Source organism: Agromyces litoreus, from assembly GCF_040496015.1.
Lineage (GTDB): Bacteria > Actinomycetota > Actinomycetes > Actinomycetales > Microbacteriaceae > Agromyces > Agromyces litoreus.
The window spans coordinates 196,089-208,225 of the sequence record NZ_JBEPKA010000002.1 but is presented as its reverse complement, the minus strand read 5'-3'; the positions used below and the strand labels follow the sequence as shown (position 1 = coordinate 208,225).

Genomic DNA, 12,137 nt, shown 5'->3' with positions numbered 1-12,137 from the left:
CCTGTGGAGCCGCTGTGAACGCCTCAGCCGACGCGACCGAGCTCGAGGGCGGCGTACATGAGGGCCGCGACCGTCTCCCCGTCGCCGATCTCGCCGCGGCGGACCATCCGCATCGCCTCGGGCCACGGCACGGTGCGCACCTCGTGGATGCCCTCCTCTGCCTGGTGGTGCTCGACGGTCGCGGCACGACGGAGCCCCGTCGCCAGCCACACCGTCTCGGGCGCCCGGCAGATGCCGTTGAGGGCGTCCATCCGCCCGATCCGACGCCACTCGGCGGCCTCGAAGCCGGTCTCCTCGAGCAGTTCGCGCTGCGCGGCCGCCAGCGGGTCCTCGCCGTCGGTGCCGCCGGCGGGCACCTCGACCGAGCGTCCGACGGTGTGCCGGTCGACGGTCACGAGCAGCACCTCGTCGGCATCGGTCATCGCCACGACGAACACCGCGTCGTTCCGCACCTCGACGACGCCGTAGACGCCCTCACCGCCGTCGGGCCGTACGACCTGGTCTTCCAGCACCCGGATCCACCGGTTCTCGTAGACGGTGCGCTGCGCGCGGACAGGCCAGGTCACAGCTTCTCGATCGGCGCGATCTTGATGAGGAGCTTCTTCTGCCCGGCCGAGTCGAACGCGACGTGCGCGATGCGCTTGGTGCCCTCGCCGGTCACCTGGCGCACCGTGCCCTCGCCGAAGTCGGTGTGGCGGATGCGGTCCCCGGCCTCGAGCGTGAGGTCGCCGTTGTCGCGCACGGTGCCGGTGACCCGGTTCGCCCACTCGGTCTTCGGGGCCGAGGACTTCGTCACGCTGAACCGCTCGAGGTCGCGGTCGCGCGTGCCCCACGCGCCTCCGCCGCCGGCGCCGAAGCCCCGCCGTGCGTTGAGGGCGCGCGGCTGGCTGCCGCCGCGGCTGTTCGCCATGCCGGGCGACTGCCTCCAGTCGACGAGCTCGTCGGGGATCTCCTGAAGGTAGCGGCTCGGCATCGCCACCGACACCTCGCCGAACTGGGCGCGACTCATGGCGAGCGAGAGGTACAGGCGCTTGCGGGCGCGCGTGATGCCCACGTAGAAGAGCCGCCGCTCCTCGGCCGGACCGCCGGGTTCGGACGCCGACATCTGGTGCGGCAGGAGCCCCTCCTCGAGGCCGGTGAGGAACACCGCGTGGTACTCCAAGCCCTTCGCCGTGTGGAGGGTCATCAGCGAGACCGTGCCCGACGCGTCGTCGAGCTCGTCGGCCGCCGCGACCAGGGAGACCTGGGTGAGGAAGTCGACGAGGCCGGCGCCCGGGTTCTCGCGGTCGAAGTCCTTGGTCTGCGCGAGCAGTTCCTCGACGTTCTCGGCGCGCGTCTCGTCCTGCGGGTCGCGGCTGGTGCGCAGGGTCTCGACGAGCTTCGAGCCCTCCATCAGGAACGCGAGCACGTCGGAGACCTTCGAGGCGCCCTCGTTCGTGCCCTCGTCGAGGCCCTTCTGCGACGGCACCAGCATGGCCGCGGCGGCATCGAGCAGCCTGGCGAGCTCGAGGATCGCCGTGGTGACCTTCGGGCCAAGCCCGAGGCCGTCGGCCGCGCGCATCGCCTGCCGGAACGACAGGTCGTTCTGCTCGGCGAAGGTCGCGATCGCGGTCTCGGTCGCCGGGCCGATGCCCCGCTTCGGCGTGTTCAGGATGCGGCGGATGGCCAGCTCGTCGAGCGGGTTCGCGACGGCGATCAGGTACGCCATCGCGTCCTTGATCTCGGCGCGCTCGTAGAACTTCGTGCCGCCGACGACGCGGTACGGCAGCGCCGATCGCACGAAGATCTCCTCCAGCGCACGCGTCTGCGCGTTGGTGCGGTAGAACACGGCGATGTCGCGGTACGCGACGCCCGCCCGGTGCAGCGACTCGATCTCGTCGGCGACGAACTGGGCCTCGTCATGCGCCGAGTAGCCCGTGTAGCCCGTGATCTTGTCGCCGTCGCCGTCGGCGGTCCAGAGCTTCTTGTCCTTGCGGTCGAAGTTGTTCGAGATCACCGCGTTCGCGGCCGACAGGATGTTCTGCGTCGACCGGTAGTTCTGCTCGAGCAGCACGACCTTCGCGCCCGGGAAGTCGCGCTCGAACTCGACGATGTTGCGGATGTCGGCACCGCGGAACGCGTAGATCGACTGGTCGGAGTCGCCGACGACGGTGAGGCTCGCGCCCGGGATCGCGCCCGTGGCATCCGTCATGCCCCGAACGAGCACGCCGTGCTGGTCGAGCTCGGCGACGACCTCGGGGTCGACCGGGCGGGTGAGCTCGCGGATCAGCGCGTACTGCGCGTGGTTCGTGTCCTGGTACTCGTCGACGAGGATGTGCCGGAAGCGGCGCTGGTAGAGCGCGGCGACCTTCGGGAAGGCCCGGAACAGGTAGACCGTCTCGCTGATCAGGTCGTCGAAGTCGAGCGCGCTCGCGTCGCGCAGGCGCCGCGTGTACTGGCGGAAGATCTCGAGGAACATGACGTCGTTCGGATCGTTCGTGTTGACGTTCCGGGCGTACGACTCGACGTCGGAGAGCTCGTTCTTGAGCTTGGAGATCTTCGCCGACGCACTCGCGGGGGTGAAGCCGAGCGTGTCGGCGTCGAGCTCCTTGATGATGCGCTTCAGGATGGTGCGCTGGTCGGCCGAATCGTAGATCGTGAACGTCGAGCTCAGCCCGATCGACTCGGCCTCGCGGCGGAGGATGCGCACGCACGCCGAGTGGAACGTCGAGATCCACATGCCGCCCGCGGCCTCGCCGAGCAGCGCCTCGACGCGCTCGCGCATCTCGGCCGCGGCCTTGTTCGTGAACGTGATCGCGAGGATCTGGCTGGGCCACGCCTCGCGCCCGTCGATGAGGCTCGCGATCCGGTGCGTCAGCACCCGCGTCTTGCCCGAGCCCGCGCCGGCGACGATCAGCAGCGCCTGGCCGCGGTACTCGACCGCCTCGCGCTGCTGGGGGTTGAGCCCCGCGGTCAGTCGATCGGATGCCGCGCCGCGCGCACCGCCGGCGCGCTCGCGGTCGGCCGCGCCGGGCGCCTCGCGCCAGCCGGTGGGGTCGTCGGGGTCGAGGATCAGCGTCATGTCCCGACAAGTCTAGGCGCGGCGTGCGACAGCCCGGGGCTCCGGCGGTCAGCCCTCGGCCAGCGCGCGGCGGGCCTCGACGCCGAGGTCCGGATGGTCGACGAAGACACCGTCGAGCCCGGTGTCCATGATCCGAGTGAACTCGCCCATCCAGTCGCCCCAGGCGGCCCGCGCGGTGCCCCGCCGGAACGGCCGCGCGAGGAACCGGTTCTCGGGACGCAGCGTCCAGGTGAGCACCGACAGCCCCGCGGCATGCGCCGCATCCACCAGGTCGGAGCCCCGCAGCGGGGCGTCCCGTCGCGCGCGGCGCACGGGTGCATCGTCCTCCGACCCGGTCGCGTCGTCGACGAGCCGGCGCTTGCCGACGCTCACCCCGTCGACGCGCCCGGCCAGTCCGAGCAGGCCCCGCTCGCTCACGAAGCTGTCGTAGCGTCGCGCCGCCGAGCCGTCGACCGCGACCAGGTCGTAGGGCGCTCCGACGTCCTCGACGAGCAGCACCCGCCGCCCGCGGATCCCCGCGGCGGCCAGCCGGTCGAGCAGGCCCGGTTCGAAGGACTCCGACACGATCCGGTCGTCTCCGTGCCCCCATCCCGCCGCGGCGAGCTCGGCCGCGAAGAGCTCCTCCAGCGGCAGCCCGAGGGCCGCGAAGTGCGTGGCGTGCTTGAACTCCGCGACGAGGCGGATGACCCGGCGCGCCTCCTCGCTCTCCGCCTCGATCAGGTCGAGCAGGTCGCGCAGTCGCAGGAGCGGGTACCGGCCGTCGAAGCTCGCGCTGTGCTGCCGAAGGGCGCCGAGCCGCTCGGTCGCGCGCAGCGTCGCGAGCTCGTCCCAGGTGAAGTCCTCCGTGAACCACCCCGTGAGCGGGTTCCCGTCCACCTCGCGCGTGGTGCGGCGCGAGGCGAACTCGGGCCGGTCGGCGACATCCGTCGTGCCCGAGATCTCGTTCTCGTGGCGGAGCACGAGCACGCCGTCGCGCGTGGCGACGAGGTCGGGCTCGACGGCGTCGGCGCCGAGGGCGAACGCGACCCGGTACCCGGCCTCGGTGTGCTCGGGCCGGTACCCGGGCGCGCCGCGATGCCCGATGACGAGGGGTCGCTCGGCCAGGTCGCGCCACATGGGTTCAGAATATTCCCGGTCGGCGATGCTCCCGCGGAATCCCGCCGGAACTCACGGCGTTGACACGGACGGAACCGGTAGATTGGGACGACGCGGCCACGACGGCCGCGTGATTCCCCTCCACACGACGGAAAGCCGAAAGCAGAGGAACCACAGCAATGGCTCTGAACAACCCCGCCTTCTCACGCAACGAGGCGTTCACCTCCGGCCAGGGGGCGGTGGCTGTCGCACAGGACATGTCCGCCCAGCAGCTGCAGGACATGTACAACCAGCCCGCCACGCTCCCCGACCGCGACGTCATGACGATCGAGGACTCGATCGCCAAGTCCGCCGCGACCTTCGGCGTGCTCCTCGTGGGCGCCGCCGTGGGCTGGCTCACCTTCCAGTCCGTGCCGTTCCTCTGGATCGGCGCCGGCATCGTCGGCTTCGTGCTGGCGCTCGTCAACATCTTCAAGAAGGAGCCCTCCCCGGCGCTCATCCTCGGCTACGCGGCCGCGCAGGGCGTGTTCGTGGGCGGCATCTCCGCCTGGTACGAGTACGCGTTCGGCGACGGCATCGTGACCCAGGCCGTCATCGCGACCCTCGTCGTCGTCGGCGTGACGCTCGCGCTGTTCGCCTCGGGCAAGATCCGCGCGTCGAAAAAGGCCACCAAGGTCTTCCTGATCGCGATGGTGGGCTACCTCGTCTTCTCGCTCGTGAACATGGGCCTCATCCTCTTCGGCGCGACCGACGACCCGTGGGGCCTCCGCGGCGCCGAGATCGCCGGCATCCCGCTCGGCCTGATCATCGGCGTCCTCGTCGTGATCATGGGCGCCTACTCGCTCGTGCTCGACTTCGACTTCATCCAGCAGGGCGTGCGCAATCGCGCTCCCCGCAAGTACGGCTGGACGGGCGCCTTCGGCATCATGGTCACCGTCATCTGGCTGTACCTCGAGATCCTGCGCATGCTCGCGATCGCGCGCGACTAGCGATCGACCGCACCGCAGCACGCGAACGGGCCGTCCCCACCGGGGCGGCCCGTTCCGCGTCTCAGGACGGTCGCGATGCGCGCGCGAGCAGGACGGCGCGCTCCCGCTCGTTGGCGGTGAGCCGCGCGGCCTCCGCGAACGCGTCGCGCGCGTCATCGGTGCGCCCGAGCCGTTCGAGCAGCTCGGCCCGGACGGCCTGCAGCGGGTGGTACCGCGCGAGCCGCGGATCGGCGGCGAGCCCGTCGACGATCGCCAAGCCGGCGGCGGGCCCGTCGGCCATCGAGACCGCGACCGCGCGATTGAGGTCGACCACCGGCGACGGCGCGATCCGCGTCAGCGCGTCGTAGAGCGCGACGATGCCGCCCCAGTCGGTGTCGTCGACCGAGGCGGCCACGTCGTGCCGCTCCGCGATCGCCGCCTGCAGGGCGTACGGGCCCCTGCCGCGTCCGAGCGCATCCGCACGGGCGAGCGCGGCGCGCCCGCGGGCGATCGCGGACGCGTCCCAGCGCCGACGGTCCTGGTCGGCGAGCAGCACCGGATCGCCGTGCGCGTCGATCCGTGCGGGGAACCGGGCTGACGTGAGCTCCATGAGCGCGACGAGGCCGTGCGCCTCGGGCTCACGGGGCACGAGTGCCGCGAGCACCCTCGCGAGGCGCAGGGCCTCGCGGCCGAGCTCGGGGCGCATCAGGTCGGCGCCGGCCGACGCCGAGTGCCCCTCGTTGAAGATCAGGTACGGCACGCCGAGCACCGTCCCGAGTCGCGGCGCGAACTCCTCGCGGGGCGGGACCTCGAAGGCGACCCCTGCGTCCCCCAGCGCCTTCTTCGCGCGCACGATCCGCTGCTGCACGGTCGAGACGGGCACGAGGAAGGCCCGCGCGATCTCCTCGGTCGTGAGTCCGCCGACGACGCGGAGCGTGAGCGCGACGCGCGCCTCGCGCGAGAGCAGCGGATGGCACGAGACGAACACGAGCCGGAGCACGTCGTCGTCGATCGCGTCCGGGTCGTACGGCAGGTCGCCCGCGGCATCCCTCGCCTCGGCCTGCTCGCGCTCGAGGTCGTGCGCGATGGCGGCCAGCCGCTCGTCGTAGCGTTCGCGGCGCCGCCACCCGTCGATGGCGCGACGCTTGGCGACCGCGGTCAGCCAGGCGCCGGGATTCGCGGGGACGCCCGATTCGGGCCACCGCGCGAGGGCCTCCGCGAGCGCGTCCTGCGCGAGGTCCTCGGCGAGGGCGAAGTCGCCGACCGCGCGAGTGAGCGTCGCGACGATCCGCGCCGACTCGATGCGCCACACCGCGGCGACGGCGCGCCGGGCCGGCTCGGGGTCGGCGGGGCGCGCCGTCGCGGCTTGCGCGGGCTCCGTCGGGCGTCGGGGCTGGTGCGTCACGTCGGGTCGGCACCCCTCCCGGTCGGGAAGCGGGGTGCGCGCCTCACGCGCTCGGCGCCCCCCGCCGCGCGTCCTCCGCGGCCCGCTCGGCCTGCTCGACGCGCCAGCCCGCCTCCTTCTCGATCCACTCGTTGTCCTGCGGGAAGTCCTCGGCGCTCGTCACGCGTCGCACCTCGAGCTTGGATCCGGGTCCGAGCGGGCAGCGCTTCGCCCATTCGGCGGCCTCCTCGCCGGTCGCGACGTCGATGATCCAGAACCCGTTGAAGAGCTCCTTGGTCTCGCCGTAGGGGCCGTCGGTGATGAGCGGCGGCTCGGCCGAGAAGTCGACGACGAAGCCCTCGCTCGCATCGGCGAGCCCCTCGCCGGCGAGCATCACGCCCGCTTTCATCATCTCCTCGTTGTAGCGGCCCATCGCCTCGATGACCTGCTCGAACGGCAGGTCCCGGTAGGCCTCGACCGCCTGGTCGGTGGCCCGCATGATCAGCATGTACTTCGGCATCGTGGTCGGCTCCTCGCGTGTCCGGGTCGCGTCTCGACCCTCTCACTGACGACGTCGAACGGGAAGCGTCCCGATCGACACCTTCGCCGACATCCGCCGGAATCAGAGGCCGAGGGTCTGGATGGTCGCCCGAATGGCGTCACCGGATGCCGCGAGCAGGCCGGCCTCGTGCTCGGACATCGGCGTCTCCGCGATCGGGAACGCCCCGTCGCCGCCGACGACCGAGGGCATCGACAGCGCGACCCCGTCGAGCCCGAACGCACCGGAGTGCACGGTCGAGACCGGGAGCACGGCGTGCTCGTCGTCGAGCAGCGCCTCGACGATCCGCGCGCCGGACAGGCCGATCGCGTAGTTCGTCGCGCCCTTCCCGCGGATCACGGTGTACGCCGCGTTGCGCACCTCCGACGCGATGCCGTCGAGCTCGTCGCGCGTGAACGGCTCGCCGCCCGCCCAGTCGAGGATCGGCACGGGCCCGATGCGCGCGTTCGACCACAGCGGGAACTCGGTGTCGCCGTGCTCGCCGACGATGTCGGCGTGCACGCTCGCGGTCATGACCCCGGCGCGCCTGGCGAGCAGCCAGCGCAGGCGAGAGGTGTCGAGCACCGTGCCCGAGCCGATGACGCGCTCGGGCGGCAGCCCGGTGATGCGCTGAGCGGCGACGGTGAGCACGTCGACCGGGTTCGTCACGAGCACGTAGATCGCGTCGGGCGCGCGCTCGAGCAGGTCCGGGAGCAGGCGCTCGAGGATGCCGACGTTGGTGCCGGCGAGCTCCATCCGGCTCTGGCCCGGCTGCTGCTTCGCGCCCGCGGTGATCACGACGACGTGCGAGTCCGCGACGACGTCGAGGTCGGCGCCGCCGACGACGTTCGAGCGCGTGAACTGCGTGCCGTGCGCCAGATCGAGCACCTCGGCCTCGACCTTCTCGCGCGCGATGTCGTACAGCGCGACCTGGTTGGCCGACTCGCGGATGAGCGAGGCGTACACCAGGCTCGCGCCGACGCTGCCGGCGCCGATGACACTGAGCTTGGAGTTCTCGATCACCGCCATGCCGCTCAGGCTAGCGGCTCACTCCCACTCGATGGTCCCCGGCGGCTTCGACGTGACATCGAGCACGACGCGGTTGACCTCGCGCACCTCGTTCGTGATCCGGTTGGAGATCCGCGCGAGCACGTCGAAGGGCAGGCGGGTCCAGTCGGCGGTCATCGCGTCCTCCGACGAGACGGGGCGCAGCACGATCGGGTGGCCGTAGGTGCGACCGTCGCCCTGCACGCCCACCGAGCGCACGTCGGCGAGGAGCACGACCGGGCACTGCCAGATCTGGTCGTCGAGGCCCGCGGCGGTCAGCTCGGCGCGCGCGATGGCGTCGGCCTCGCGCAGCACCTCGAGGCGATCGCGGGTGACCTCGCCGACGATGCGGATGCCGAGGCCCGGGCCGGGGAACGGCTGGCGGCCGACGATCGCCTCCGGCAGTCCCAGCTCGCGGCCGATGGCGCGCACCTCGTCCTTGAAGAGGGTGCGCAGCGGCTCGACGAGCTCGAACTCCAGGTCCTCAGGCAGCCCGCCGACGTTGTGGTGGCTCTTGATGTTCGCCGTCCCCGTTCCGCCGCCGGACTCGACGACGTCGGGGTAGAGCGTGCCCTGCACGAGGAACTTCACGGCCTCGCCCTCGGCGGCGGCCTCGGCGATGAGGTCGCGCTCGGCCTGCTCGAAGGCGCGGATGAACTCGCGCCCGATGATCTTGCGCTTCTCCTCGGGGTCGGTGACGCCCTCGAGCGCGGAGAGGAAGGTGTCGGCCGCGTCGATCGTCACCAGGCGCACGCCCGTGGCCGCGACGTAGTCCTCCTGCACCTGCTCGCGTTCGCCCTTGCGGAGCAGCCCGTGGTCGACGAACACCGCGGTGAGCTGGTCGCCGACGGCCTCGTGCACGAGCGCGGTCGAGACGGCCGAGTCGACGCCACCCGAGAGCGCCGAGATGACCCTCGCCGAGCCGACCTGCTCGCGGATGCGCGCGACCTGCTCGGCGATCACGTTGTCGGGGTTCCAGTCCGCGGGGATCCGTGCTGCCTTGTGCAGGAAGTTCTCGATGACGTCCTGCCCGTAGGGCGAGTGCTTGACCTCGGGGTGCCACTGCACGCCGTAGAAGCCCTGCTCGTCGCTCGCGAAGGCCGCGACGGGGGTGGTCGCGGTCGAGGCGAGCACCTCGAAGCCCTCGGGCGCGACGGCCACCGAGTCGCCATGGCTCATCCACACCGTCTGGTGGTCGGGCTGCCCGCCGAGCAGCAGGTTGCCGTCGTCGACGCGCACGGTCGCGGGCGTCGAGCCGTACTCGCGGTGCCCGGTGTGGGCGACCTCGCCGCCGAGCTGGCGCGCCATGACCTGGAAGCCGTAGCAGATGCCGAGCGTGGGCACGCCGAGTTCGAGGATGCCGGGGTCCAGCGACGGCGCCCCGGGCTCGTACACCGACGACGGCCCTCCCGAGAGCACGATGCCGACGGGGTCCTTCGCACGGACCTCCTCGGCCGTGATCGTGTGCGGCACGATCTCGGAGTAGACGGACGCCTCGCGCACGCGCCGGGCGATCAGCTGCGCGTACTGCGCGCCGAAGTCCACGACGAGGACGGGTCGCTGCTGGGTCTCGCTCACTGGGCGGCCTCCACGGGCTCGGAATCGGCGTCGGACCCGGGGCGCGCGGCCGCGGCATCCGCCTCGCGCGCCGCGAGGTAGTCGCGGACCTCGCGCCCGATGCGGGCCTCGAGGATGAAGGAGAGGAAGGGCACGATGCCGCCCGAGGCGAGCACGAGCAGGCGCCAGAACGGCCAGCGCATCAGGCTCCACAGGCGGAAGTTGCTGAAGAGGTACACGACGTAGAACCAGCCGTGCGCGATGAGGATGCCGGTCGACAGGTTCACGCCCGTCGCGGTCGACTCGAGCCCCTCGGGCGTCTCGATCACCGGCTCGAAGGCGAGCAGCCCGTTCGCGCCGAACGCGAAGAGCTCGAGGTGCCAGACGTACTTCAGCAGCATCTCGGCGCACAGCAGGAGGAGCATGACGCCCGTGATGTTCGAGGCGACCATGTAGAACTTCAGGGCCCCGCGGACGCGCGGGAGATCAGCCGATTTGGGCTCGAGGGGCATGGCGTCCAGTCTACGGGGCGTCCGGCTGGGCGATGGCCGAGACGGATGCCGCCCGGCGGCGGCGCACGGCGGCCGCGCGGCTACGAGCCGACGAGCTCGCGCGGCACCACGAACACGTCCACGAGGGCGCCGCCGCGCCAGAGCGTCATCTCGACCTCCCGGTCGATCGCGTCCTCGACCATGAGGCGCTGGATCGAGGTCGCGGTCACGATCCCGGTGCCGTCGAGGGTCACGGCGATGTCGCCGGGGCGGATGCCGGCGGCCCCGGCCGGGCTGCCCTCGACCACCGCGGTGACCTGCAGTCCGGTGACCGAGCCGATCCGCTCGGCGAGGACCGGCGCGAGGCGGACCTGCGCGCCCGCGATGCCGAGCCAGGCGCGACGCACGCGGCCGTGCGCCACGAGCGCGTCGACGATGGCGCGCGTCGCCGGGTTGATCGGCACGGCGAGCCCGAGTCCCACGCCCGCGACGGCGGTGTTCACCCCGACCATCCGCCCCCGCCCGTCGGCGAGCGCGCCGCCGCTGTTGCCCGGGTTCAGCGCCGCATCGGTCTGGATGACCTCGTCGACGACCCGACCGGCCGCCGTCGGCAGCGACCGGCCGAGGTTCGAGACGATGCCGGCCGTCACGCTTCCGGCGAGGCCGAGCGGCGTTCCGAGGGCGACGACGAGCTGCCCGACCCGCAGCGAGCGGGCGTCGCCGAGCGGCACGGGCGACGGGACGCGTCCGTCGGCGCGGAGCACCGCGAGGTCGGAGAGCGGGTCCCGGCCGACGACGTCGGCCTCCACCGCCGTGCCGTCGCCGAACGCCGCCTCGACGCGGTCGGCGCCCGCGACGACGTGGGCGCTCGTCAGCAGCACGCCGTCGTCGGAGATGACGCTCGCCGACCCCGTCCCCGCCCCGCGACGCGAGCGCACGGCGAGGCTCGCCATCCTCGGCAGGAGGTCGCGGGCCACGCCGGAGACGACGCGCGAGTACGCGTCGAGCGGCTCCTCGGCGTGCTCGCCGCGCCGCTCCCCCGGACCCCCGAGATCGCTCACACCGGCATCCTCACCCCGTACCGGGGCCGTGCGGGCGGAGTTCGCCGCGAGCGGAACGACCGGTCAGTCGCGAGGCGCGGCGGCGCGCTCCTCCGCGGCTGCCGCCTCCGCGGCGTCGGCAGCCTCGGCGTCGAGTTCGGCCTGCTCGCGCTCGCGCTGCACGGCATCGAGCACCAGGCGGTACCAGAGGAACACCGCGAAGCCGGCGAACACGACCCACTCGACGGCGTAGAAGACGTTGAGCCAGTTCAGCTCCGCCTCCTGCTCGGGGGGCGGCGAGGAGATCGCGTCGAGCCCGGCGACGGGATCGGTCGCCGTGACGTACCCGAAGTACACGGGGCGGTCGTCGTACCCGGCCCACACGTTCACGAGGTGGGCGACCGCGACCGTCGTCATGGCCTGCGGATCCTGGTCGGGCTCCGGCGCGACGGGCGCCTCGGAGGGCAGGAACCGGCCGACGACCTCGACCTCGCCGCCGTCCGCCGCGGCCGCGCGATCCACCTCGGCGAGCGCCGTGCGCGCGGACTCCTCGTCGGAGGTCCAGCCGAGTGCGACGGGGAGCCCGCCGGCCGCGGCATCCGTCACCTCGAGGTGCGCGACGACCCACCAGCCGGCCACGCCGTCGTTCAGGCGCCCCTGCACGAGAACGGTGTCGCCGGGCACGATCGTGCCGCGCACGCTCACGCGCTGGGCGGTGGCCGCCTGCTCGGTGGGCCCGTCGGGCCGCACCACCTCGCCGAGCGGGCGCACCTGCTCGGTCGGACGCTCCTCGACGGTGGCCTGCTCCACCGCACGGTCGACCTGCCACTGCGCGAGGAGCGCGAAGCCCGCCGCGACGCCGAGGGCGGCGAGCAGGGCGAGCACCCACCGCGGGCGCAGCATCATCCGGAGCATGTCGCTCGGATTCTAGCCGGGCGGGATGCGCGGTTCCTGCC

The 12,137-nt window shown here is 72.5% G+C and carries 11 protein-coding genes; 1 reads left to right on the top strand and 10 read right to left on the bottom strand.

The annotated features are described in order from the left end of the window. Window positions 1-23 precede the first annotated feature (23 nt). From ABME01_RS02605 to ABME01_RS02595, 3 genes are read right to left on the bottom strand one after another with little or no spacing between them, the layout of a single operon-like run. Complete coding sequence (locus tag ABME01_RS02605; protein ID WP_353826790.1) at window positions 24-566, bottom strand: NUDIX domain-containing protein; 543 nt, start codon at window positions 564-566, stop codon at window positions 24-26. Next, window positions 563-3,061 carry an ATP-dependent helicase gene (locus ABME01_RS02600; protein WP_353826789.1) on the bottom strand — a complete coding sequence of 833 codons (2,499 nt, stop codon included), beginning with the start codon at window positions 3,059-3,061 and terminating at the stop codon, window positions 563-565. The genes ABME01_RS02605 and ABME01_RS02600 overlap by 4 nt, the downstream gene beginning before the upstream one ends. Window positions 3,062-3,109: 48 nt before the next feature. Continuing rightward, window positions 3,110-4,177, bottom strand: a complete 1,068-nt coding sequence (locus ABME01_RS02595; protein ID WP_353826788.1) for a glycerophosphodiester phosphodiesterase family protein — start codon at window positions 4,175-4,177, stop codon at window positions 3,110-3,112. Window positions 4,178-4,335: 158 nt separating this feature from the next. Between ABME01_RS02595 and ABME01_RS02590 the strand changes: the two genes are divergently transcribed. After that, complete coding sequence (locus ABME01_RS02590) at window positions 4,336-5,145, top strand: Bax inhibitor-1/YccA family protein (RefSeq protein WP_353826787.1); 810 nt, start codon at window positions 4,336-4,338, stop codon at window positions 5,143-5,145. Between the two features lie 61 nt (window positions 5,146-5,206). Here ABME01_RS02590 and ABME01_RS02585 read toward each other — a convergent pair whose 3' ends face one another. The 7 genes from ABME01_RS02585 to ABME01_RS02555 all read right to left on the bottom strand — a co-directional run bounded on the left by ABME01_RS02585 (window position 5,207) and on the right by ABME01_RS02555 (window position 12,096). Then, window positions 5,207-6,436, bottom strand: a complete 1,230-nt coding sequence (locus ABME01_RS02585; protein ID WP_353826867.1) for an RNA polymerase sigma factor — start codon at window positions 6,434-6,436, stop codon at window positions 5,207-5,209. Window positions 6,437-6,572: 136 nt separating this feature from the next. Next, the gene (locus ABME01_RS02580; protein WP_353826786.1) at window positions 6,573-7,028 is read right to left on the bottom strand and encodes a YciI family protein; all 456 of its coding nucleotides are present in this window, start codon (window positions 7,026-7,028) and stop codon (window positions 6,573-6,575) included. 102 nt (window positions 7,029-7,130) lie between these two features. After that, window positions 7,131-8,075: an L-lactate dehydrogenase gene (locus ABME01_RS02575; protein WP_353826785.1), complete on the bottom strand. Its 945-nt coding sequence runs from the start codon at window positions 8,073-8,075 to the stop codon at window positions 7,131-7,133. 18 nt (window positions 8,076-8,093) lie between these two features. Next, window positions 8,094-9,671 carry a glutamine-hydrolyzing GMP synthase gene (gene guaA / locus ABME01_RS02570; protein ID WP_353826784.1) on the bottom strand — a complete coding sequence of 526 codons (1,578 nt, stop codon included), beginning with the start codon at window positions 9,669-9,671 and terminating at the stop codon, window positions 8,094-8,096. Further along, complete coding sequence (locus tag ABME01_RS02565) at window positions 9,668-10,162, bottom strand: DUF3817 domain-containing protein (RefSeq protein ID WP_353826783.1); 495 nt, start codon at window positions 10,160-10,162, stop codon at window positions 9,668-9,670. The genes guaA and ABME01_RS02565 overlap by 4 nt, the downstream gene beginning before the upstream one ends. Window positions 10,163-10,242: 80 nt before the next feature. Further along, complete coding sequence (locus ABME01_RS02560) at window positions 10,243-11,202, bottom strand: S1C family serine protease (RefSeq protein WP_353826782.1); 960 nt, start codon at window positions 11,200-11,202, stop codon at window positions 10,243-10,245. A gap of 63 nt (window positions 11,203-11,265) precedes the next feature. Continuing rightward, on the bottom strand, window positions 11,266-12,096 hold the full coding sequence (locus ABME01_RS02555; RefSeq protein WP_353826781.1) for an SURF1 family protein: 831 nt from the start codon (window positions 12,094-12,096) through the stop codon (window positions 11,266-11,268). Window positions 12,097-12,137 lie beyond the last annotated feature (41 nt).

Bases quoted from the DNA above. Each gene is read 5' to 3' on its own strand.
- ABME01_RS02575 (WP_353826785.1), bottom strand. From the start codon at position 8,075: ATGGCGGTGATCGAGAACTCCAAGCTCAGTGTCATCGGCGCCGGCAGC.
- ABME01_RS02580 (WP_353826786.1), bottom strand. From the start codon at position 7,028: ATGCCGAAGTACATGCTGATCATGCGGGCCACCGACCAGGCGGTCGAG.
- ABME01_RS02595 (WP_353826788.1), bottom strand. From the start codon at position 4,177: ATGTGGCGCGACCTGGCCGAGCGACCCCTCGTCATCGGGCATCGCGGC.
- ABME01_RS02600 (WP_353826789.1), bottom strand. From the start codon at position 3,061: ATGACGCTGATCCTCGACCCCGACGACCCCACCGGCTGGCGCGAGGCG.
- ABME01_RS02555 (WP_353826781.1), bottom strand. From the start codon at position 12,096: ATGCTCCGGATGATGCTGCGCCCGCGGTGGGTGCTCGCCCTGCTCGCC.
- ABME01_RS02590 (WP_353826787.1), top strand. From the start codon at position 4,336: ATGGCTCTGAACAACCCCGCCTTCTCACGCAACGAGGCGTTCACCTCC.
- ABME01_RS02565 (WP_353826783.1), bottom strand. From the start codon at position 10,162: ATGCCCCTCGAGCCCAAATCGGCTGATCTCCCGCGCGTCCGCGGGGCC.